Source organism: Bradyrhizobium sp. LCT2 (assembly GCF_009931255.1).
In the GTDB taxonomy this organism is placed as follows: Bacteria; Pseudomonadota; Alphaproteobacteria; order Rhizobiales; family Xanthobacteraceae; genus Bradyrhizobium; species Bradyrhizobium diazoefficiens.
This window is the reverse complement of record NZ_CP034432.1, coordinates 6344214-6365181: the sequence shown is the minus strand read 5'-3', so window position 1 is coordinate 6365181 and position 20968 is coordinate 6344214. Positions and strand designations below refer to the sequence as shown.

The following is a 20968-nucleotide window of genomic DNA, read 5'->3' as shown; positions in this document are numbered from 1 at the left end:
GAGCATTGCGCATGATCTCTCGTCGCGAGTTCATCCAGGTTGCTGCAGCAACGGCGACACTGGCGACCAGTACCGGTTCGAGCCTGACCCGGGCGTTCGCCCAGCAGCGCCTGACCCAGAAGGAATTGCTGGCCTTCGAGCCGCTCGGTAACGTCACGCTGGTGCATGTGACCGACATTCACGGTCAGCTCATGCCGCTTTACTTCCGCGAGCCTTCGACCAATCTCGGCGTCGGCGAGGCGAAGGGACTGCCGCCGCACGTGACGGCCAAGGAGTTTCTCGCCCGCTTCGGCATCGCACCCGGTTCTTCGGCCGCGTACGCACTGACGTCGGAGGATTTCGAGGCGCTGGCCAAGACCTACGGCAAGATCGGCGGGCTCGATCGGGCCGCCACCGTGATCAAGGCGATCCGCGCCGAGCGCGGCGACAAGGTCGCGCTGCTCGACGGCGGCGATACCTGGCAGGGCTCGTGGTCTTCGCTGAAGACGCGGGGCCAGGACATGATCGACTGCATGGCCCTGCTCAAGCCCGACGCCATGACCGGACATTGGGAATTCACCTACGGCACCGAGCGGGTCAAGCAGGCGATCGAGGGGCTCGGCTTCCCCTTCCTCGGCCTCAACATCCGCGATACCGAGTGGAACGAGGCGGCGTTCGAGCCTTCGACTATGATCGAGCGCGGTGGCGTCAAGATCGCGGTGCTGGGCCAGGCGTTCCCTTACACCCCGGTCGCCAATCCGCGCTGGATGATCCCGAACTGGTCGTTCGGAGTCCGCGAGGAGGACGTGCAGGCCCAGGTCGACAAAGCGCGCAAGGACGGGGCGCAGCTCGTCGTGCTGCTCTCGCACAACGGCTTCGACGTCGACCGCAAGCTGGCCTCCCGCGTCAAGGGCATCGACGTCATCCTGACCGGCCACACCCATGACGCGCTGCCCGAAGCGGTCAAGGTCGGCAAGACCCTGCTGATCGCGTCGGGCTCGTCCGGCAAGTTCGTGTCGCGGCTCGACCTCGACGTCCGCGACGGCGAGGTCAAGGCCTACAGCTTCAAGCTCATTCCGCTGTTCTCCGATGTGATCGCGGCGGATGCCGAGATGGCCGCGAAGATCGCCGAGGTACGCAAGCCCTTCGCGCCCGAGCTATCGAAGGTGCTCGGCAAGACGGATTCGCTGCTTTACAGGCGAGGCAATTTCAACGGCACCTTCGACGACCTGATCTGCCAGGCCCTGTTGCAGGAGCGCGACGCCGAGATCGCGCTCTCGCCGGGCTTCCGCTGGGGCACAAGCGTGCTGCCGGGACAGGACATCACCTTCGAGGACGTCACCAACGCGACCGCGATCACCTATCCGGCGGTCTATCGCATGGGCATGACGGGTTCGCGGTTGAAGGAGATCATCGAGGACGTCGCCGACAATCTCTTCAACGTCGATCCCTACTATCAGCAGGGTGGCGACATGGTGCGCATCGGCGGTCTGTCCTATGCGATCGATATCGCGAAGCCGCAAGGCAGCCGCATCTCGGACATGCAGCTGCTCAAGACCGGTGCGCCGATCGATCCCGCGAGGGAATATCAGGTCGCAGGTTGGGCCAGCGTCAACGAAGGGACCGAAGGGCCGCCGATCTGGGAGGTCGTGGCCAATTATCTGACCCGACAGAAGACGGTTCGCCTCGAACCCAACAGAGCTGTCAAAGTGACGGGAGCGTGAGAAGCGATGTCGAAGATGGACAGTCCCCAGCAATCCCGACGCAGTTTCCTGGCCGCTGGCGCCGGCGTTGCGGCGTCGGTGCTCGCGAAGCCCGCCTTGGCCGGCGGCGGCAATCCGGCGAACCAGCCTCCCAACGTCCCGGAATGGACCAAGTCGCTCGGCGAGGGCGTCGCCGTGCGCCCCTACGGCAAGCCTTCGAAGTTCGAGAAGGATGTCGTCCGGCGCGACGTCGAATGGCTGACCGCCTCGCGCGAGTCCTCGGTGAGCTTCACCCCGCTGCACGAGCTCGAAGGCATCATCACGCCGAACGGCCTCTGCTTCGAGCGGCATCATGGCGGCATCGCCGAGGTTGATCCGGCCGATCATCGCCTGATGATCCATGGGCTCGTCGAGCGTCCGCTGATCCTCACGCTGGAGGAGTTGAAGCGCTATCCGCGCGTCAACCGCATTCACTTCATGGAATGCGCAGCAAATTCCGGCATGGAGTGGCGCGGCGCGCAGCTCAATGGCTGTCAGTTCACCCACGGCATGATCCATTGCGTGCAGTATACCGGCGTGTCGCTGCGTACGCTGCTCGAAGAAGCAGGGGTCAAGACCAACGGTAAGTGGCTGCTGGTCGAGGGCGCCGATGCGGCCGCGATGGATCGCAGCTTGCCGATCGAGAAGGCGCTCGACGACTGCATCATCGCCTACAAGATGAACGGCGAGGCGCTCTATCCCGAACAGGGCTATCCGATGCGGCTCGTGGTGCCGGGTTGGCAGGGCAATCTCTGGGTCAAGTGGCTGCGCCGCATCAAGGTCGGCGATCAGCCCTGGCACACCCGCGAGGAGACGTCGAAATACACCGACTTGATGCCCAACGGAAAGGCACGTCGGTTCACCTGGTCGATGGACGCCAAGTCGGTGATCACGAGCCCTAGTCCGCAGGCGCCGATCAGGCACGGCAAGGGCTTCACCATCGTCTCCGGGCTGGCCTGGAGCGGAAACGGCAAGGTCAGGCGCGTCGACGTGTCGCTCGATGGCGGCCGCAACTGGTGGCCGGCACGGCTCGACGGCCCCGTGCTCGACAAGGCACTGACGCGCTTCTACTACGAGTTCGACTGGAACGGCGAGCCGCTGCTGCTGCAATCGCGCGTGCAGGACGAGACCGGCTACGTGCAACCGAGCAAGGCCGAGTTGCGCAAGATCCGTGGCGTCAACTCCATCTATCACAACAATGGCATCCAGACCTGGCATGTGCAGGCCAATGGTGAGGTCGAGAATGTCGAAGTCGCTTAAGTTTGCTGCCGCGGCACTGCTCATTTGCGCAATGTGCGCACCCGCGCTCGCGCAGCAGAAGACCGATGCCAAAGCCGGTCCGCGCTATCACATCGGCCGCGCGCCGACCGCGGCGGAAATCCGCGGCTGGGATATCGACGTGCGGCCCGATGGTCAGGGCCTGCCGGAGGGCAAGGGCACGGTCGCCCAGGGCGAGAAGCTCTTCATGGACAACTGCTCGACCTGCCACGGCGAGTTCGGCGAGGGTAACGGCCGCTGGCCAGTGCTGGCGGGCGGCAAGGGTTCGCTGACATCAGACAATCCGGTCAAGACGGTGGGCTCGTACTGGCCCTATGCTTCGACCGTGTTCGACTACGTCCGTCACGCCATGCCTTACGGCAATGCGGAGTCGCTCTCGGTCAACGAGTATTATGCGCTGGTCGCCTACGTCCTGTACCTGAACGACGTTGTCACCGACCAGAATTTCGAGCTGACCAACAAGAACCTTGCCACGATCAAGATGCCGAACGAGCAGGGCTTTGTGATGGACGATCGGGCGACGAGCGAGAAATCGTTCTGGCAGAAGGACCCCTGCATGAGGGATTGCATCGAGCCGGTGAAGATCACCGCGCGCGCTGCCGTCATCGACGTGACCCCAGAGGATACCAAGGACGGAAAGTCGCGGGGCGTGGAATGATCCGCGGCCGGGCGAGCCGCCGTGGGTTGCTTCGCAGTTTGTTCGCTGCCGCCTTCATCATGACAAGTCCGGCCGCTCCGTCCCGGGCGACCGAACCGCACCGGCTCGCGCTGCAGATCAGCGACGACGACCCGGCCAAGATGCGCGCCGTCCTCGATGTTGCGGCGAACGTCTCGCGGCATTATTCCGGGCAGGGCGACGACGTCGAGATCGTGGTGGTTGCCTTCAATGGCGGCCTCGACATGCTGCTCGACGACCGCTCGCCGGTGAAGGAGCGCCTGTTGAATTTCCTGAAATCGATGCCCAATGTGAGCTTCATCGCCTGCGGCAATACCCTGGAGACGCTTGCGATGAAGGAAGGCAGGCGACCGCCGCTGATCGAGGGCATCAGCGTCACCCGGGTTGGTGTTGCCGCACTGATGGATCTTGCGGAAAAGAACTGGACGATTGTCCGACCGTAAGGAGAGAGCCGCCGATGCGATGGTTGATGGGATTGGCTGTCTTGCTCCTTCTCGCGCCGCCCGCCGGCGCGGCCGAGCAGGAGCTCGAACTGTCGGCCGGCGGCCGCACGACCCTCGCGACACTGCGCACACCTGCCTCGATGGGACCGGATACGCCGCTGGTCGTGATGACCCACGGCACGCTCGCCCACAAGGACATGGAAGTCATTCAGGGCGTCGCGAAGGCGCTTGAGCAGCGCGGCATCGCTTCGCTCGCCCATACCCTGTCGCTGGGGCTCGACCGCCGCAAGGGCATGTATGACTGCGCGGCGCGGCACGACTATGTCGTTGACGATGCGGTTGCTGAGATCGGTGCCTGGGTGACCAAGGCGAGGGGCATGTCGCGGTTCGTCTTCACCCTCGGTCACTCGCGCGGCGGCAACCAGGTCGCGCGCTATCTGGCGGCGGGCGAACCCCCGCCGGTCGCGGGTGCCGTGCTGCTGGCGCCGGTGACGGCGAAAGCCGAGGCCGACTTGCGCGCCTCCTATGCCCAGACCTACGGCAAGCCGCTCGAACCGTTCATGAAGCAGGCGACGAGGACCGTCGCGGCGGGCCGCGGTGGCGAGTGGATGGACGTGCCAGGCTTCATCTATTGCCGCAACGCGGTGGTGACGGCGCGCGCCTTTGCCTCCTTCTATGCCGCCGACACCGGCCAGGACGCCGCGGCGCTCGTGGCGCGGCTCAAGCTCCCTGTGCTGGTGCTCGCCGCGACCAAGGATACGGTCGTGCCCGACGTGGTAGCGTCCTTTGCACCGCTTGCCGATTCGAGCGGCGGCAGGGTGCAGCTCGATAGAATCGAGGACGCCGATCACTTCTTCCGCGACCTGTTCGCGGAAGATGCTGCCGATCGTATCGCCGAATTCATCAAGCAGACACGTTAGGAGGGACCATGCAGCGTCGATCCATGCTTGGCGCGAGCCTTGCCGGACTATTTGGTGCTCTTGCCGTGCGCGAAGCGGCAGCGGCGACGGAAACACCGGCGCGACAGCGCGTCGTCTATCACCTCGCCGATGCCGACCGCGTCGTCTTCGTTCTGGGCAACCTCCAGAACCATGTCGATGGCGTTGGTGGCCCCGGCAAGGCCGATATCAGGCTGGTCGTGCATGGGCCCGCGCTTCGCGCCTTCCACGCGCTCGCCGCCGAAGATCACACCGTTGCGATGATGAAGAAGCTCGCCGACGCTGGCGTCGGATTTGATGCCTGCGCCAACACCATGAAGGCGCAGGGGGTCAAGCTCGACGACCTCACGCCCGGCTTCGTGGTAGCCGAGAAGGGCGGCGTGGTGCGGCTCGCCGAGCTGCAACAGCAGGGATATGCCTATCTGCGGCCCTGAGCAGGCGTGGCGCCGATGCGGCCGGGCCTTGATTTGGCTCATACGGCGCGACCGCAGCGAGCGATAGACTTGGCAGACCTCAAAGGAACACTGAGGCGGCCGTGCTGACGACACTCATCGATCTCCTGGGGGAAGACCGCCTGTCATGGCTCGGCGGCCTTCTGGTCGGCGGCGTCTTTGGATTCTTCGCCCAGCGCAGCCGCTTCTGCCTGCGCGCCGCCGCCGTCGAGTTCTCCCGCGGCGAGGGCGGCCCGCGCCTTGCGGTCTGGCTCCTGACCTTTGCCGCGGCGCTGGTGGGCACGCAGGCCTTTGTCGCGCTCGGTCTGCTCGACGTCTCCGAGGCGCGCCAGCTCGCGCAGCAGGGCAGCATCTCCGGTGCGCTCGTGGGCGGCATGATGTTCGGCTGCGGCATGATTCTGGCCCGCGGCTGTGCCAGCCGGCTGCTCGTGCTCTCGGCCAATGGCAATCTCAGGGCGCTGCTGTCGGGCCTGGTGTTTGCGGTGACGGCGCAGGCTTCTTATCGCGGCCTGCTGTCGCCTGCGCGCGAGTGGGTGAGCAATCTGTGGCTTGTCGACGGCGGGCCGTCGCGCGACATCATGGCGGCATTCGGCGGCGGTACGCCCGAGAAGCTCGCTTTCGGTGGACTATGGCTGATCGCGGGGCTCACCTTCGCCTTACGCAGCCATTTGCCGCGCCGGCTGATCTTCGCCGCGCTGGCGACGGGCGTAGCCGTCGTCGCCGGCTGGCTCTTCACCTACCAGCTGTCGCAGGCCTCCTTCGCACCGGTGACGCTGAAAAGCCTCACCTTCAGCGGACCGTCGGCCGAATTGCTGATGCTGGTCTTGAACAGCTCGCAGATCCGGCTCGGCTTCGACCTCGGCATCATTCCCGGCGTGTTTCTCGGCTCGTTCGTCGCTGCGGCAAGCGCGCATGAGCTGAAGCTCGAGGGGTTTTTCGACGGGCTCGGCATGCGGCGCTATCTGCTCGGCGCGGTGCTGATGGGTTTCGGCGCGATGCTCGCCGGCGGCTGCGCGGTCGGCGCGGGCGTGACCGGCGCCTCGATATTCGCGCTCACCGCCTGGCTCGTGCTCGGCGGCATGTGGCTCGGGGCTGGACTCACCGACCTCTTCGTCGACCGTGCCGGTACGCCACAACCGCAGCAGGCCGCTGGCTCGCCCGCAGCGGGCGCGTGATCAGATATTTTATGGTTTGCTAAATTACATTTTTTGAATATGATTTTCGCAAATGCGGGCCGATTGCGCCGCAACAATGCGGGCGCGCCGCCCTCGGGGAAACGCACATGACCACCATCACGGAAAGCTACGTTCGCGAAGCGCCGCGCACTGCGCGCATCGACTGGTCGCCCTATCTCGTCGGCGCCGGGATCGGGCTGTTGAGCTGGATCGCCTTCGCAGTGTTCGGCGATCCGCTCGGCGTCACCACCGCCTATTCGCGCGTCGCCTCGCTGTTCGCCGTTCCGGTGATCGGGCCGGAGGCTGTGGCGCAGAATTCCTACTGGAAGAGCATGCCGCTGAAGTGGGACTACGGCGTCTGGTTCCTCGTCGGCATCCCGCTCGGCGCATTCCTCTCCGCAGTGATGTCGGGCACGTGGCGGCTCGAGCTCGTGCCGGAAGTCTGGAAGGAGCGGTTCGGACCATCGATCGCCAAGCGCTTTGTCGGCGCGTTCCTCGGCGGCATCGTGATCATGTACGGCGCACGGCTTGCTGGCGGCTGTACCAGCGGACACGGCATTTCCGGCGGTTTGCAGCTCGCGGTGTCGAGCTGGCTATTCCTGGCGGTGATGTTCGCCACAGGACTCGGTATCTCCACGCTCATGTTCCGCAAACGGTGAAGGGAATCAAGATGACCGCGATGATGACAATCCTTGGCCCCGTGCTAATGGGCGCTGCCTTCGGCTTCCTGCTGCAGCGTGGCAAGGTGACGAACTGTAATGTGATCGAGAACCAGTTTCGCCTGCGCGATTTTACTGTGCTGAAGGTGATGGGCACGGCGATCGTCGTCGGCGGCATCGGCGTGCTGCTGCTCGTCGATACCGGCAACACGAAGTACTATGTGAAGGATGCCAACATGCTGGCGATCGCGCTCGGCGCCGCTTTGTTCGGTATCGGCATGGTGGTCTATGGCTATTGCCCGGGAACGGCGCTCGGCGCCATCGCCACCGGCAGCATCCATGCCTTGGTCGGCGCGCTCGGCATGGTTGCCGGTGCTATCCTTTACGCGCTGAGTTTCGATTGGCTGAAAGCGCACGTGCTCAACGTCTGGGCGCTCGGCAAAGTCCGCCTTCCGGACGTGACGAACATCCCGGACATCATTTGGTTCGCCGCTCTTGCAGTCGGCGCCGGACTGTTCTTCTGGTGGATCGAATCTGTGGAAGCTGAGCAGAAGCGGATGTAGCAGATCACAGGTCACCGTTTTGGTGTCTTGCAGAAGAGCCTGTGCAGCGTTGAAAACAGCTCTTCGATCCTCCGGTCTGCGACACGGTACCACATCGTCTGACCATCGCGCCGACAGGCGACGATGCGCTGTGTCTTCAGCTTTGCAAGGTGCTGCGATAGGGCCGAAGCGGAAAGGCCGACATCCTCGGCAAGCGCGCTCGCGCTGATTTCGCCATATTCGACGAGCTTGCAGACGATGAGCAGACGATGCTCATTGGCAAGCATGCGCATCAGGGCGGCCACCCCCTTTGCCTGCCTTTCGAGTTCGTTCGTATTCATTCGGCGCATGACGGTGTTTCGTTAGCACTTGCGTGCCAGCCGTTAAATATGAGAGCGAAATCCGGGTTTGGCCGGTTAATGAATGGCCCGCGATTGAATCGGCGCGGCATAAGCATGCGAATTATACTCACATCGCTGAATGAGTATAACCGAAGCCCATCGTTCTCAAGGATCTCTGACATACGCCATACGAGTGACGTGTGCACTCCCGCTCCCGGTCCAATCACATAAAGGACTGGCCGGAGTTAAAAGACCTCAATAAGATGAATGGGTTAGGCGACAAATTTGCCGCGGCGCCCATGATGGACTGGAGCGATGGTTCATGATTTTCAACTGGTTAGAGGGCGGCATGTGCACGACGTGTGCACCTGGAGATCAAGAAAAACCTGACGACAGCCAATGCGGGCAGGTCTTCTACACAAGAGCTTGGCTCACATCGGCTCGATGCCGATCTTCTTGATGACCCCGATCCATTTCGTCGTTTCCGAGGTCATGAAATTCTTCAGGCCCTGGGGATCCATCACCAGCGGCTCGGCGCCCTGCTCGACGAAGAGGGCGCGCACCTTCGGATCGTTTACGGCTTCGACCATCGCTTTGTAGAGCTTGTCGACGACGGCCCTATCGGTGTTCGCCGGCGCAAGAAGCGCAAGCCAGGCGGCGCTCTCGTAATTCTTCAGGCCGGCTTCGGCCGCAGTCGGGACATCAGGCACCGCCGTCATGCGCTTGTCACTGGCCACCGCGAGCGGGCGCGCATCGCCGCTTTTGATCAGGCCGAGGACGTTCGGCAGGAGCTGGAATCCGAGCGGGACCTGCCCTGCGATGAAGTCCGGCGTGTAAGCTGCGATGTTGCGGTAGGGAACGTGTGTGAGCTCGGTGCCTGTGAGCTGCTCGAAATAGGCGGCCGCCAGATGCTGCGAGGAGCCGACCCCGACCGTCCCGTAGTTCAGCTCGCGAGGATGTCCTTTCGCGTAGTCGATCAGCTCGCGCAGCGATTTCGGCGGCAGCTTCGAATTGATCACGATGACATTCGGCAGCGTCGCGAACAGGCCGATCGGGGCGAGGTCCTTCAGCGGATCGTAGGGGAGGTCCTTGTAGAGCGCCTTGTTCGCAGCCAGCGGGCCGGAGGTGCTCATCAGCAAGGTGTAGCCATCAGGTGCGGCATGCGCCGCGGCAGCGGTGCCGATATTGCCGCCAGCGCCGGGACGATTGTCGACCACGAAGGCCTGTCCAAGTGACGTGGACATGCGGTTGAGCAGGATACGGGTGATCACGTCGCTGGCGCTGCCGCCGGCGAAGGGCACGAGCACCTGGATCGGTCGGGCGGGATAGTCTTGGGCGTTCGCAGCCTGCATCCCCGCGGCTGCGAGCAGGGCACCACCGCCGAGTGCGAGCAGCGACCTCCGGTGAGGATGAAATCCCTCGCTCTGCCGCTGAGAAATGTCCGTGATCTTGCTGCGACCGAACTTTGTCATCTCGGACTGAATCTCCCGACTGTGTCTTGTTCTGCGAGGCCAGGGAGCGTCCGTGACAAGAGCCGTCGGGGATAAGCGCCAGGTCGCGATTATTGCGCCTGGACCGTAGTTAGCGGCTTGATGCGACTGCCATGCCGGCTGGTCTCAAAACTTACCAACCCGTCTCATTTTGCGGCGGGCGCGACATCTTGTCCGAGCCGAAATCCTGCATCTAAGAGATCGTTTTCCGCCGCGGCTTTCTGCGCCTTTTTCGGGAGGACGAGCTTGTGCCACCGGAGGTAGGCTCCACGAACTCCTTTGCCACGGCGGCGGCCTGCGCGAGGTCGCGGCTGATGACGTCGAGCACGGCCTTCGCCGCGACCGACACCGTTCGCCGCGGGTGATGCACCCAGGCAATCGAGCGCACGATCCGTTGCTCGTTGAAGCGATGCGCCCGGATGGCTCCGCTCGCGAGCGATTGCCGGAGTGCGATGGTCGGCAGCACGGTTGCGAAATCCGTGGTGGCGATCACATCGCAGAGCGCAGGCAGGGTGTCGAGTTCGAGACGCGGCCTCAGGTCGATGCCGACGGCGGCGGCGTGCTCGTCCAGGATTAGCCGCAGGCCGTGCCGTTTCGAGGGCAGCACGAGGTCGACATTGGCGATGTGGTCGAAACGCAGTTTTGCCGGCGGCTTGATCGGGCCGTCCTTACGGCAGGCGAACACCATCTCCTCGTCCATGACGTGATGCGCGGCCAGCGGAGTCCTGCGGCGCGGCACGTTGATCAACGCGAAATCGAGCTGGCCGGTGTTGACCCAGTCGACCAGCGTCTCGGTGTAGCCCTCGCAGACCGACAGCGTGATCTCGGGATAGCGGCTGGCGACGGTCGCCGACGACCTCGCCATCGTGCTTTGCGCCACCGACGTGATGAGGCCGACCGAGACGCGGCCCGAGATGCGCCCGCCGAGCTGTGCCATCTCCTGCCGGGCATATTCGGCATCGCGCACGATCGGCGCCGTCAGCCGCACCAGCGCTTCGCCGGCGCTGGTCAGCGTCATGCCCTGGACGCTGCGGTCGAACAGTTTTTGCCCGAGCTCGGCCTCGAGCTTGGCGATCTGCATGCTCAGCGCCGGCTGCACGATATTGAGCTGGCGCGCGGCCCGGGTGACGTTCTTTTCCTCGGCCAGGCACAGGAAATATTGCATCTGCCTGAGTTCCACGGGGCTATCCTTCGGTCGCTGATCCTGCTCGCGAGCCATCATCTCAGGTGATCGAATATATAATCAATCATTATTTGTGATGATGGTTGTGATTGCCTAGTCTTGCTGATCGAGGGGCGCGTGCCCCAGGGAGCGAGACCAAAGATATGCAGGACGTCAGCCCCAAGCGGATGATCATCGGCATTTCCGGCGCTTCGGGCGTCACCTATGGTGTGCGCCTGCTCCAGCTCCTGCGCAATGCCGGCGTCGAGACGCATCTGGTGATGTCGAAGACCGCCGAGCAGACGTTTGCCTATGAGACCGACCTGAAGATCGCGGAGGTGAGGGCGCTCGCCAATGTCAACCATGCGATCGACGACATGGCCTCCGCCATCTCCAGCGGCTCGTTCCGCACCGCGGGCATGATCGTGGCGCCGTGCTCGATGCGCTCGATGTCCGAGATCGCGTCCGGTGTGACCACGACACTGCTGACACGGGCTGCCGACGTCGTGCTCAAGGAGCGCCGGCGCCTGGTGCTGATGGTGCGCGAGACGCCGCTGCACACCGGGCATCTCCGGACGATGACGGCACTCTCGGAGATGGGCGCGATCATCGCGCCGCCCGTGCCGGCCTTCTACGCCAAGCCCGAAAGCCTCGACGACATGGTCGAGCACACGGTCGGCCGCGTGCTCGACCTCTACGACATCGATATTGGCGTCGTGCGCCGCTGGGGCGAGGACGAGGCGCTCAAGCGCCGCTCGCCGTCGCTGCGCAAGATCGCGCCCTGACCTGAGACCTCAAGGAAAGACCCGTATGCGAATGGAAGATGTTGCGAGGAAGGGTTCGCCCGCCGATCTGCGCGCCTGGCTCGCTTATCTCGCCGAGCGCGGCAAGCTCGCGATCGCGCACGAGGGCGTTGCGCTAGCGGACGAGCTCGCCGCCATCGCCAAGCGGCTGGAGCGCGACAGCGCCGTGCTGTTTCCGCGCCCCGACGGGCACGCGATCCCGGTCGTCGCCAACCTCTTTGCCGGCCGCGACTGGGTCGCAGAGTCCATCGGCGTCACCGAGGACCAGCTGCTGCCGCGGCTCCTCGCTGCCGCGAGCCATCCGCTGCCGACACATGAAGTGGCGAGCGGGCCAGTGCAGGAGGTCGTGCATGAGGATATCGATCTGCTGCGCCAGCTTCCGGTCCCCAAGCACAATGAGCGCGACAGCGGCCCCTACATCACCGCGGGCCTCTTGATCGCCCGCAATCCCAAGACCGGCGTGCAGAACGTCTCGATCCACCGCTGCCAGATATCTGGCAAGAACCGCATCGGCGTGCTGCTGCTGCCGCGGCATACATTCTCCTATTACCGCCTCGCGGAAGAGTTGGGCCAGGCGCTGGAGATCGCGATCGTCATCGGCGCGCATCCAGCCTTGCTGCTTGCATCCCAAGCCATCGCTGCGCTCGACGAGGACGAAATGGCGATTGCCGGTGCTCTGCTGGGCGAGCCGGTGGACGTCGTCAAATGCCGCACCAATTCGGTCCGCGTGCCCGCGCATGCGGAGATCGTGATCGAGGGACGGATCTTGCAGGGCGTGCGCGAGCCGGAAGGCCCGTTCGGCGAATTCCCCCAATATTACGGTCCGCGCGCCAATCGCGAGGTGATCGAGGTCGATGCGATCACGCATCGCAAGGCGCCGATCTTCCACACCATCGTCGGCGGCGGTTTCGAGCATCTCATCCTTGGCGGCGTGCCGCGCGAAGCGACGCTGCTGCAGCATCTGCGCCGCAGCTTTCCTGGCGTGATCGACGTCCGCCTGACTCGCGGCGGCACCTGCCGCTATCATCTCGCGATCAAGATCGACAAGGCCAATGACGGCGAGCCCAAGAACGTCATGATGTGTGCCTTCGGTGCGCATTACGACATCAAGCAGGTCATCGTGGTGGACAAGGACGTCGACATCTCCTCGTCCGAGGAGATCGAATGGGCGGTGGCGACGCGCTTCCAGGCCGATCGCGATCTCATGGTCGTTTCGGGCGCGCTCGGCTCGAAGCTCGATCCGACCACCGATAATGGCATCAGCGCGAAGATGGGCCTGGACGCGACCGCGCCGGTCAGCGCCCCCGAGCTCGCCTTCAAGCGCATTCGCGTCAAGGGCGAGGAGGAGGTTGATCTCGCCACGGCCTTGCAGGCCGATCCCAGCGCCGCGGTCGCGCGGTTGCTTGCGGGGGCGCGCGCATGAGCCGATTACCGCGAGAAGGCAACTTGCGTCCGTTTGCGCGGTTGGAATATGTAGCTGACGCCGCTTATAGTGCCGCGCCAGCTAGCCAATCGTTTTGCAGCGCAACGCTGGGAGGAAGGAACTGATGTCGACGGCCCTGCGCATCGCTCACGGCGCTTTCGGCAGGGTCGCTCTGCTCGACATGGATCGTTCGCTGGTCCGTCACGCCCATCATCATTGCCACGTCCTGCTCAAGGTCGAGGGCGCCGACACCCAGTTTCTGGTTGGCGATCAGGTCACGCCGCTCACGGACATGGCCGCCGTGCTGGTCGACGGCTGGAAGCCGCACGCCTATGTGCACGACGCCAGCCGTCCGCGCACGCTCATCATGGCGCTCTATATCGAGCCCGAATGGCTGAAGGAGTTCCGACCCGGATGGGCCGCGAGCGGCGCGCCGGGCTTTTTCGAACGCCCCTCGGGCGAGGTGTCGCCGCGCATCCGCCAGCTCACGCTGCATCTCGCAGCCGAAATGATGGCGAATCCGGACGCGGTGCGGACCCACGAGCAGACGCTGTCGGATCTCATGATCGCGGTGATCGAACGCTTCACGCCCTGGCGCAGCTTCCCGACCTCGATCCGCGGCATGAGGGCGGTGAGCTGCGACTGGCGCATCCGCCGCGCGATGGACGCGATGCGTGTGCAGGATTCCTATGGCAGCGTCGATCAGTTCGTGAAGGGCGCAGGGCTCTCGCGCGCGCAGTTCTTCCGCCTGTTCGAGACCTCGCTCGGCGTCTCGCCAAAAATCTATCTCAACGTCGTCCGCATGGAGCGCGCGCTCGATGCCGTCATGCGCGAGGACACGCCGCTCGGAGAGCTCAGCGAGCGCTTCGGCTTTCCGGAGCCGGCGCATTTCACGCGCTTCTTCCGCGACCATGCCGGCGTCAGCCCGCGCGAGTTTCGCAACGTCTCGCGTCTTGCGGGCTGAGTCTAGCGGCTAATTTTGCGCTGCACGCGCTCGAATGAGACGATTTGGTAAGTCGTGAGAGCGGGCGGTATGGCCCGCGCAGCCCCTGTCCTGACAAGTGTCACCGTCGCGTCAGAGAACGCGTCGGGAGGTATGCCGGGACATGTTGCAGGCGGTCATATCCGCAAATCCGGGAAGTAGCGATGAGCCGTGGGTTGGGCGCTCGATCGAGCGCGTCGAGGACGCCGCGCTGCTCTCTGGCCGCGGTCGCTTCATCGACGATCTCGGTGTCCAGCCCGGCACGCTGCACGCGACCATCCTGCGCTCGCCGCACGCACATGCCGACATTCTCTCCATCGATGCTGAAGCTGCAAAACGCCTGCCGGGCGTTGCCGCGGTTCTGACCGGCAGCGACGTCAAGGCCGTCACGACAAGCCTGGTCGTCGGCGTGAAGGCGCCGGTCGAATGCTGGCCGATCGCGACGGACCGTGTGCGCTATGTCGGAGAGCCGGTTGCTGTGGTCGTGGCCACCGACCGCGCCCGAGCCGAGGATGCGGCCGAGCTGATCAACGTCGAATATCGCCCGCGCGGCGCCGTCGTCGATCCGCTTGGTGCAATCGCACCGGGGGCGCCGGTGCTGCATGACGGCTTTCCCGGCAATCTCGCCAGCGACCGCTCATTTCGCTACGGCGATCTTGAAGAAGCCTTCGCGGATGCGCCGCATCGCTTCTCCATCGACATCCGATATCCCCGCAACTCCTGCACGCCGATCGAGACCTATGGCGTCGTCGCCTCGCACGATGCGGGCGAGGACGCGTTCGAGGTGCTCGCCAATTTCCAGGGCCCGTTCAGCATCCACACGGTGATCGCGCGTGCGCTGAAAGTGCCGGGCAATCGCTTACGGCTGCGCACGCCGCCGGATTCCGGTGGCAGCTTTGGCGTCAAGCAGGGCGTGTTTCCCTATATCGTGCTGATCGCCGCGGCGGCGCGCGTCACGGGGCGGCCGGTCAAATGGATCGAGGACCGGCTCGAGCATCTTACCGCTTCGGTGTCGGCGACCAATCGCGCGACGACGCTGTCGGCGGCGGTTGGCGTCGATGGAAAGATCCTCGCGCTCGACTGGGACCAGGTCGAGGATTGCGGCGCTCATCTGCGCGCGCCCGAGCCGGCGACGCTTTATCGCATGCACGGCAATCTGACCGGCGCCTACGACATAAGCCACGTCAAGGTCCGCAACCGCGTCGTCGTCACCAACAAGACGCCGACCGGCCTCAACCGCGGTTTTGGTGGTCCGCAGGTCTATTTCGCGCTCGAACGGCTGGTGCAGCGCATCGCGATCGGCCTCGGGCTCGATCCGCTCGACGTCATCAAGCGCAACCTGATCGAGGCGAACGCGTTTCCCTATCGAACAGCGATGGGCGCGCTCCTGGATTCCGGCAACTACCAGGGAGCGATCGCGCGCGCGGTCGAGCAGGGCCGGCTTGCCGAGCTGAAAGCGCGGCGCGACAAGGCGCGGGCAGAGGGGCGTCTCTACGGCATCGGCTTCACCGCGGTAGTCGAGCCCAGCGTTTCCAACATGGGCTACATCACCACCGTGCTGACGGCGGCCGAGCGCCGCAAGGCCGGACCGAAGAACGGCGCGCAGGCGACCGCGACCGTCGGGCTCGATCCGGTCGGCAGCGTCACGGTGCATGTGGCGTCCGTGCCGCAGGGGCAAGGCCATCGTACTGTGCTGTCGCAGGTCGTTGCCGACGTGTTTGGCCTCCAGCCCAGGGATATCCGCGTCAACACCGAGATCGACACCGCCAAGGACGCCTGGTCGATCGCATCGGGCAACTATGCGAGCCGCTTTGCGGCGGCGGTGGCCGGCACCGCGAAGATTGCGGCCGAGCGCGTCGCCGGCAAGCTCGCGCGCATCGCCGCCAGCCAGTTGAACGTCGAGGCGTCGGACATCGTGTTCGCGCGGGGATTCGTCGCATCAAAACACAATCCCGAGAACCGGATCGCGTTCTCGCGCGTCGCCGCGCTCAGCCACTGGTCGCCGGGTTCGCTACGCGACGACGCAGGCCAGACCATCCGCGAGACTGTGTTCTGGACGCCGCCGGAGCTGACGCCGCCGGACGATGAGGACCGCATCAATTCCTCGCTGTGCCACGGCTTCATCTTCGACTTCTGCGGCGTCGAGATCGACCGCACGACGCTGGAGACGCGCATCGACCGCTACGTCACCATGCACGATTGCGGCACCATTTTGCATCCCGGCATGGTCAACGGCCAGATCCGCGGCGGCTTCACTCAGGCGCTCGGTGCCGCACTCTTTGAGGAATATGCCTACGCCGAGGACGGCAGCTTCCTGACGGGAACGCTCGCCGACTATCTGCTGCCGACCACGACCGAGGTGCCGGAGCCCGAAATCATCCACATGGAGACGCCGTCGCCGTTCACCCCGCTCGGCGCCAAGGGCGTCGGCGAAGGCAATTGCATGTCGACGCCGGTGTGCCTTGCCAATGCGGTCGTGGATGCGCTGGGCGTTGCCGACATCACCTTGCCGCTGGTGCCGGCGCGCCTTGCGGAGATGGTGCGCGGCGCCGAGCCGCCGCCGCCAGCAGGCGGTGCGACCGCAGCGCCCGTGCGCGAAGGCGACCGGCGGCTACGCGGCGAGGGGCGGGCTTCGGTGAAGGGCGCGCGGGAGCAGGTCTGGGCCATGCTGCTCGATCCCGCGACGCTGCAATCGGTCATTCCCGGTTGCCAGAGCGTCGACAAGGTCGCCGAGACGCATTTCCGCGCCGACGTGACGCTCGGCATCGGCCCCGTCACCGGCCGCTATCGTGCCGATGTGGAATTGTTCGATCTCGATCCGCCGCATGCAGTGACCTTGCGCGGCGGCGCCACCGGCGCGCTGGGTTTTGGCAGCGCCGAGGGACGCATCACGCTCGCGCCCGACGGCAATGGCGGAACGAAGCTCACCTACAGCTATGACGCTGCCATCGGCGGCAAGGTCGCCAGCATCGGCGGCCGCCTGCTCGATGGCGCGACGCGCGTGATCATCGGCCAGTTCTTCTCCGCGCTCGCCCGCAGGGCCGGCGGTGGTGGCGCGGAGGGTGGCGGGTTCTCGCTGTTCGCGCTGCTGGCGAAGGTCGCGAGCCTGTTCGGGGGGCGCCGATGAAACCGCCCGCATTCGACTATCTCAGGGCCGAGACCGTCAGCGACGTCCTTGAAGGTTTGGCGCAGCAAGGCGGCGATGCCCGCGTGCTCGCCGGCGGGCAGTCGCTGATGGCGATGCTCAACATGCGCCTCGCCAAGCCGAAGCTCTTGATCGACATCATGCGCCTCAAGGAGCTGGGCAAGATCGAGCGCCAGAAGGACGCCATTGTAATCGGCGCCGGCGTTCGCCAGGCCGACCTGCTGGCCTGGCCGGACCTTGCCGAGGCATTACCATTGGTGGCGCTGGCGCTGCCCTGGGTCGGGCACATGCAGACCCGCAGCCGTGGCACCATCTGCGGTTCGCTCGCGCATGCCGATCCCAGCGCCGAGATTCCGCTGACGCTGGTCGCGCTTGGCGGTGAGGTGTTCTTGCGCAACGCTAAACGACGCCGCCGCGTGGCGGCAAAGGACTTCTTCTCCGGCATGATGCTGACCGCGCGCGCTGATGATGAGCTGATCGAAAGCATATCGCTGCCTGTCATCAAGGGATCGCGCGTCGCTTTCCGCGAGGTCGCGCGCCGGCACGGTGATTTCGCCATCGTCGCCTGCGCAGCCATGAAGACGCCAACGGGTGTGCGCCTCGCTGTCGGGGGCGTCGCGGATGTGCCGACCGCGCGCGATTGGCCGCGGCTCGATGGGACCGCGCTCGACGACGCCCTCAACGCCTTCGCTTACGAGCTCGGCGCCCACGACGACGTCCACGCGACCGCGCGCTACCGCCGCGACCTCGTGCGCATGATCGGCCGCGACCTGATCGGCGAGGTGCTGCAATGACCCGTCTCAAGGCGGACCGCCGCCATGCCGTCCGTTTCGCGCTCAACGGCAATCCCGTCGAGGGCGAAGCCGAGCCGCGGATGCTGCTCTCGGATTTTCTGCGCCACCAGCTGGGGGCGACCGGCACCCATGTCGGCTGCGAGCACGGTGTCTGCGGCGCCTGCACAATCGTCGTCGACGGCATGCTGACGCGGTCGTGCCTGACGCTCGCGGCGCAAGTCGATGGCTGCGAACTGAAGACGGTCGAAGGGCTCGCGCCGTCGGCCGATCGGCTTGGCGTGCTGCAGCAGGCCTTCCGCCGCAACCACGCGCTCCAGTGCGGCTTCTGCACCGCCGGCATCTTGATGTCGCTGGACCATTATCTCGCGAGGAACCCGGCGCCGACCGAGGCGGAGATCCGGGATCTTCTCAGCGGGCATATCTGCCGCTGCACCGGCTACACCCCAATCATCCAGGCGGCGCTCGAAGCCGCCGCCGAACTCGCTTCATCCAAAAATGAGACGTCCGATGCTTGATCTCGCCAGCAGCTTCATGGCCAGCGCCGCGCGCGATCCCAATGCGATTGCCTTGGTCGACGGCGACCTTCGTCTGACCTATCGGCAGTGGTACGACAAGATCTCCGCGCTGGTGGCGACGTTCGACCGCCTCGGCCTCAAGCCCGGCGATCACGTCGTCACGCTGCTGCAGAACCGCTGGGAGGCGGCGACGCTGCACTGGGCCTGCCAGATCGCGGGCCTCGTGATCACGCCGATCAACTGGCGCGCCAAGGCCGACGAGCTCGATTATTGCATCGAGAACGCCGAGGCCTGCGCGGTCTTCTATCAGGACATCTCTGCCGAGGTCGTGCAGGGTTCGGCGCTGGCAGGCAGGCTGCTGCGCGTGTCCGTCGATCCCGGGACCGGTGAGGCCACCAGCTTTTCTGACCTGATCAAGGACCGCGCGCCCGACGCGGAGCCGCGTGTCGGTGCCGATGCCTGGTCGATCATGCTCTACACCTCGGGCACGACGTCTCGGCCAAAGGGCGTGCCGCGCCGGCACCGCGCCGAGCGGGCCGCAGCGATCGCCCATGTCGCGCAGAATCTCTACGGCCGCGGGGAGCGCACGCTCGGCGTCATGCCGCTCTACCACACCATGGGCGTCCGCTCGCTGCTGGCGATGTCGCTGATCGGCGGCACGTTCATCTGCCTGCCGCGCTATGACAGCCGCCAGGCGCTGGCGCTGATCGAGAAGGAGGAGATCACCAACCTCTATCTGGTGCCGACGCTCTATCACGATCTCGTTCATCACGAGGCCTTTGCCAAAACTAACGTCTCCAGCGTGCGCAAGCTCGGCTTTGCCGGCGCGTCGATGACCGATGGCCTGTTGAAGAAGCTGAACGAGGCGTTCAAGCCAAACCTGTTCGTCAATCACTACGGCAGCTCCGAGATCTACACGTTTACGATCGACCAGAACGCGGCCGCAAAACCCGGCTCGGCTGGCAAGGCGGGATTGAACCAGCACGTCAAGGTCGTGCGCATCGGCGCGAAGTCGGTCGCGGATATCGCCGCGGTCGGCGAGGAGGGCGAGATCATCGCCACGCTCAAAGGCGACGAGGCCTTCGAAGGCTATTGGCGCCGTCCGGAAGCCGACGCCAAGTCGCTGCGCGAGGGCTGGTATTTTACCGGCGACACCGGCTTCGTCGATCCCGACGGCGACCTGTTCGTCACTGGCCGCGTCGACGACATGATCATCACCGGCGGAGAGAACGTCTCGCCGGTCGAGATCGAGAGCTGCCTGTCGCTGCATCCTGATGTCGACGAGGTAGCGGTGGTCGGCGTCACCGATGAGAAATGGGGCAAGGTTGTCGCCGCTTTCGTCAAGCGCAATCGTGCGGTGTCGGAAGGAGAGCTGGAGCGGTTCTGCCGCACCTCGGGCCTTGCCAATTTCAAGCGGCCGCGCCGCTACGTCTTCGTCGACGCGATCCCGAAATCACCCGTCGGAAAGCTGCTGCGGCGGCTGCTCGTCGCCGGAGAATACGAGGCCGAGCGCCTGCCGCCGTCGGACGCGGCCTGAAAAATCGCCCATCAACAGAAGGAAGCCAAAATGCCGTCACTCTATACATTTGCCGACCCCCGGCTCGCCAAGCTCGACGGGTTCAAGGTCGAAATCGACGAGGCGCATGAGCGCGCCGACATCATCCTGGGACGGCCGCCCTACAACGTCGTGTCGATGCCGCAGCGCGACCAGCTTCGGCTGACCTTCGAGACTCTGGACGAGGATCCGCGCGTGCGCATCATCGTGCTGCGCGGAGAGGGCGAGCATTTCTCAAGTGGCGGCAATATCGGAGGCTTCATGGAAGCGAGCCCCGAGCACGTCTCCAAGCTCGCCTGGAACATCGCCGCGCCGGCGCGTTGCGCCAAGCCTGTTATCGTCGCCAATCGCGGCTACTGCTTCGGCGTAGGCTTCGAGTTGTCGCTGGCCTGCGACTTCCGCATCGCATCCGAGACCACGCAATATGCGCTCCCGGAGCAGAAGCTCGGCCAGATCCCGGGCTCGGGCGGCTCGGCCCGCCTGCAGAAGATGGTCGGCATCACCCGCACCAAGGACATCGTGATGCGCTCCAAGCGCATCTCGGCCAAGCAGGCCTATGAATGGGGCATCGCCACTGAATGCGTGCCGGATGCCGAGCTGGAGAAGGCGACCGACAAGCTCGTCGACGAGCTTCGTACCTTCTCGCCGCTGACGCAGCGCACCGCCAAGAAGCTCCTCAACGACACCGAGGACTCGACGCTCGCCATCGCCATCGAGCTCGAAGGCCATTGCTACAGCCGCCTGCGCCAGTCGGAAGACTTCAAGGAGGGCGTCGAGGCCTTCAACGCCAAGCGCCCGCCGAGATTCGTCGGCCGCTGAGACGCGACGCAAACGCAATGCCGCGGTTCGCAGTGGCGCGGACCGCGGCGCCGTT

At 65.0% G+C, this 20968-nt stretch carries 20 protein-coding genes; 17 read left to right on the top strand and 3 right to left on the bottom strand.

Translation table 11 applies throughout. From position 1 onward, the window contains the following. The first annotated feature begins 11 nt into the window (after window positions 1–11). From soxB to EI171_RS30395, 9 genes are all read left to right on the top strand, one after another. Window positions 12–1703: a thiosulfohydrolase SoxB gene (soxB, locus tag EI171_RS30435; protein ID WP_161535505.1), complete on the top strand. Its 1692-nt coding sequence runs from the start codon at window positions 12–14 to the stop codon at window positions 1701–1703. A 6-nt stretch (window positions 1704–1709) separates the two neighbouring features. After that, on the top strand, window positions 1710–2981 hold the full coding sequence (gene soxC, locus EI171_RS30430; protein WP_011086300.1) for a sulfite dehydrogenase: 1272 nt from the start codon (window positions 1710–1712) through the stop codon (window positions 2979–2981). Beyond that, window positions 2965–3657: a c-type cytochrome gene (locus EI171_RS30425; RefSeq protein WP_246740298.1), complete on the top strand. Its 693-nt coding sequence runs from the start codon at window positions 2965–2967 to the stop codon at window positions 3655–3657. The genes soxC and EI171_RS30425 overlap by 17 nt, the downstream gene beginning before the upstream one ends. Before the next feature lie 59 nt (window positions 3658–3716). Next, window positions 3717–4118 carry a DsrE family protein gene (locus EI171_RS30420; protein ID WP_246740646.1) on the top strand — a complete coding sequence of 134 codons (402 nt, stop codon included), beginning with the start codon at window positions 3717–3719 and terminating at the stop codon, window positions 4116–4118. Window positions 4119–4132: 14 nt separating this feature from the next. Further along, the gene (locus EI171_RS30415; RefSeq protein ID WP_161535502.1) at window positions 4133–5038 is read left to right on the top strand and encodes an alpha/beta hydrolase; all 906 of its coding nucleotides are present in this window, start codon (window positions 4133–4135) and stop codon (window positions 5036–5038) included. Window positions 5039–5046: 8 nt separating this feature from the next. Beyond that, complete coding sequence (locus EI171_RS30410; protein ID WP_060911430.1) at window positions 5047–5490, top strand: DsrE family protein; 444 nt, start codon at window positions 5047–5049, stop codon at window positions 5488–5490. A 101-nt stretch (window positions 5491–5591) separates the two neighbouring features. Continuing rightward, entirely contained in the window at window positions 5592–6683 is a 1092-nt protein-coding gene (locus EI171_RS30405; RefSeq protein ID WP_161535501.1) for a YeeE/YedE family protein, read from the top strand. A gap of 107 nt (window positions 6684–6790) precedes the next feature. After that, entirely contained in the window at window positions 6791–7342 is a 552-nt protein-coding gene (locus EI171_RS30400; protein ID WP_161535500.1) for a YeeE/YedE thiosulfate transporter family protein, read from the top strand. Window positions 7343–7353: 11 nt separating this feature from the next. After that, on the top strand, window positions 7354–7905 hold the full coding sequence (locus EI171_RS30395) for a YeeE/YedE thiosulfate transporter family protein (protein WP_011086307.1): 552 nt from the start codon (window positions 7354–7356) through the stop codon (window positions 7903–7905). Window positions 7906–7916: 11 nt separating this feature from the next. Here the strand turns inward: EI171_RS30395 and EI171_RS30390 are convergent, their stop codons facing one another. From EI171_RS30390 to EI171_RS30380, 3 genes are all read right to left on the bottom strand, one after another. Beyond that, on the bottom strand, window positions 7917–8234 hold the full coding sequence (locus tag EI171_RS30390) for a helix-turn-helix transcriptional regulator (protein WP_011086308.1): 318 nt from the start codon (window positions 8232–8234) through the stop codon (window positions 7917–7919). 422 nt (window positions 8235–8656) lie between these two features. Continuing rightward, window positions 8657–9697: a tripartite tricarboxylate transporter substrate binding protein gene (locus tag EI171_RS30385; protein WP_028171920.1), complete on the bottom strand. Its 1041-nt coding sequence runs from the start codon at window positions 9695–9697 to the stop codon at window positions 8657–8659. Between the two features lie 211 nt (window positions 9698–9908). Next, window positions 9909–10880, bottom strand: a complete 972-nt coding sequence (locus EI171_RS30380) for a LysR family transcriptional regulator (protein ID WP_060913030.1) — start codon at window positions 10878–10880, stop codon at window positions 9909–9911. Between the two features lie 161 nt (window positions 10881–11041). On the opposite strand from EI171_RS30380, the gene EI171_RS30375 reads away from it, so the two are divergent. The 8 genes from EI171_RS30375 (at window position 11042) to EI171_RS30340 (ending at window position 20913) form a co-directional block, all read left to right on the top strand. Continuing rightward, a complete protein-coding gene (locus EI171_RS30375; RefSeq protein ID WP_028171919.1) occupies window positions 11042–11662 on the top strand; it encodes a UbiX family flavin prenyltransferase in 621 nt (206 codons plus the stop codon). Window positions 11663–11687: 25 nt separating this feature from the next. Next, a complete protein-coding gene (locus EI171_RS30370; RefSeq protein WP_028171918.1) occupies window positions 11688–13103 on the top strand; it encodes a UbiD family decarboxylase in 1416 nt (471 codons plus the stop codon). Window positions 13104–13227: 124 nt separating this feature from the next. Then, window positions 13228–14067 carry an AraC family transcriptional regulator gene (locus tag EI171_RS30365; RefSeq protein ID WP_011086314.1) on the top strand — a complete coding sequence of 280 codons (840 nt, stop codon included), beginning with the start codon at window positions 13228–13230 and terminating at the stop codon, window positions 14065–14067. 142 nt (window positions 14068–14209) lie between these two features. After that, complete coding sequence (locus EI171_RS30360; protein WP_161535499.1) at window positions 14210–17212, top strand: molybdopterin cofactor-binding domain-containing protein; 3003 nt, start codon at window positions 14210–14212, stop codon at window positions 17210–17212. Further along, window positions 17209–18024 carry a xanthine dehydrogenase family protein subunit M gene (locus EI171_RS30355; protein WP_161535498.1) on the top strand — a complete coding sequence of 272 codons (816 nt, stop codon included), beginning with the start codon at window positions 17209–17211 and terminating at the stop codon, window positions 18022–18024. The genes EI171_RS30360 and EI171_RS30355 overlap by 4 nt, the downstream gene beginning before the upstream one ends. Further along, window positions 18021–18539, top strand: a complete 519-nt coding sequence (locus EI171_RS30350) for a (2Fe-2S)-binding protein (RefSeq protein ID WP_161535497.1) — start codon at window positions 18021–18023, stop codon at window positions 18537–18539. Before EI171_RS30355 ends, EI171_RS30350 begins: the two co-directional genes overlap by 4 nt. Continuing rightward, window positions 18532–20076, top strand: a complete 1545-nt coding sequence (locus EI171_RS30345) for an AMP-binding protein (protein ID WP_161535496.1) — start codon at window positions 18532–18534, stop codon at window positions 20074–20076. Before EI171_RS30350 ends, EI171_RS30345 begins: the two co-directional genes overlap by 8 nt. A 30-nt stretch (window positions 20077–20106) precedes the next feature. Then, on the top strand, window positions 20107–20913 hold the full coding sequence (locus tag EI171_RS30340) for an enoyl-CoA hydratase/isomerase family protein (RefSeq protein ID WP_161535495.1): 807 nt from the start codon (window positions 20107–20109) through the stop codon (window positions 20911–20913). The last annotated feature ends 55 nt before the right edge of the window (window positions 20914–20968 follow it).

Coding starts and splice junctions, on each gene's coding strand:
- EI171_RS30390 (WP_011086308.1), bottom strand. CDS start 8,234: ATGCGCCGAATGAATACGAACGAACTCGAAAGGCAGGCAAAGGGGGTG.
- EI171_RS30345 (WP_161535496.1), top strand. CDS start 18,532: ATGCTTGATCTCGCCAGCAGCTTCATGGCCAGCGCCGCGCGCGATCCC.
- soxB (WP_161535505.1), top strand. CDS start 12: ATGATCTCTCGTCGCGAGTTCATCCAGGTTGCTGCAGCAACGGCGACA.
- EI171_RS30375 (WP_028171919.1), top strand. CDS start 11,042: ATGCAGGACGTCAGCCCCAAGCGGATGATCATCGGCATTTCCGGCGCT.
- EI171_RS30355 (WP_161535498.1), top strand. CDS start 17,209: ATGAAACCGCCCGCATTCGACTATCTCAGGGCCGAGACCGTCAGCGAC.
- EI171_RS30395 (WP_011086307.1), top strand. CDS start 7,354: ATGACCGCGATGATGACAATCCTTGGCCCCGTGCTAATGGGCGCTGCC.
- EI171_RS30360 (WP_161535499.1), top strand. CDS start 14,210: ATGTTGCAGGCGGTCATATCCGCAAATCCGGGAAGTAGCGATGAGCCG.
- EI171_RS30380 (WP_060913030.1), bottom strand. CDS start 10,880: ATGCAATATTTCCTGTGCCTGGCCGAGGAAAAGAACGTCACCCGGGCC.
- EI171_RS30340 (WP_161535495.1), top strand. CDS start 20,107: ATGCCGTCACTCTATACATTTGCCGACCCCCGGCTCGCCAAGCTCGAC.
- soxC (WP_011086300.1), top strand. CDS start 1,710: ATGTCGAAGATGGACAGTCCCCAGCAATCCCGACGCAGTTTCCTGGCC.
- EI171_RS30365 (WP_011086314.1), top strand. CDS start 13,228: ATGTCGACGGCCCTGCGCATCGCTCACGGCGCTTTCGGCAGGGTCGCT.
- EI171_RS30420 (WP_246740646.1), top strand. CDS start 3,717: ATGACAAGTCCGGCCGCTCCGTCCCGGGCGACCGAACCGCACCGGCTC.
- EI171_RS30350 (WP_161535497.1), top strand. CDS start 18,021: ATGACCCGTCTCAAGGCGGACCGCCGCCATGCCGTCCGTTTCGCGCTC.
- EI171_RS30400 (WP_161535500.1), top strand. CDS start 6,791: ATGACCACCATCACGGAAAGCTACGTTCGCGAAGCGCCGCGCACTGCG.
- EI171_RS30370 (WP_028171918.1), top strand. CDS start 11,688: ATGCGAATGGAAGATGTTGCGAGGAAGGGTTCGCCCGCCGATCTGCGC.
- EI171_RS30425 (WP_246740298.1), top strand. CDS start 2,965: ATGTCGAAGTCGCTTAAGTTTGCTGCCGCGGCACTGCTCATTTGCGCA.
- EI171_RS30415 (WP_161535502.1), top strand. CDS start 4,133: ATGCGATGGTTGATGGGATTGGCTGTCTTGCTCCTTCTCGCGCCGCCC.
- EI171_RS30385 (WP_028171920.1), bottom strand. CDS start 9,697: ATGACAAAGTTCGGTCGCAGCAAGATCACGGACATTTCTCAGCGGCAG.
- EI171_RS30410 (WP_060911430.1), top strand. CDS start 5,047: ATGCAGCGTCGATCCATGCTTGGCGCGAGCCTTGCCGGACTATTTGGT.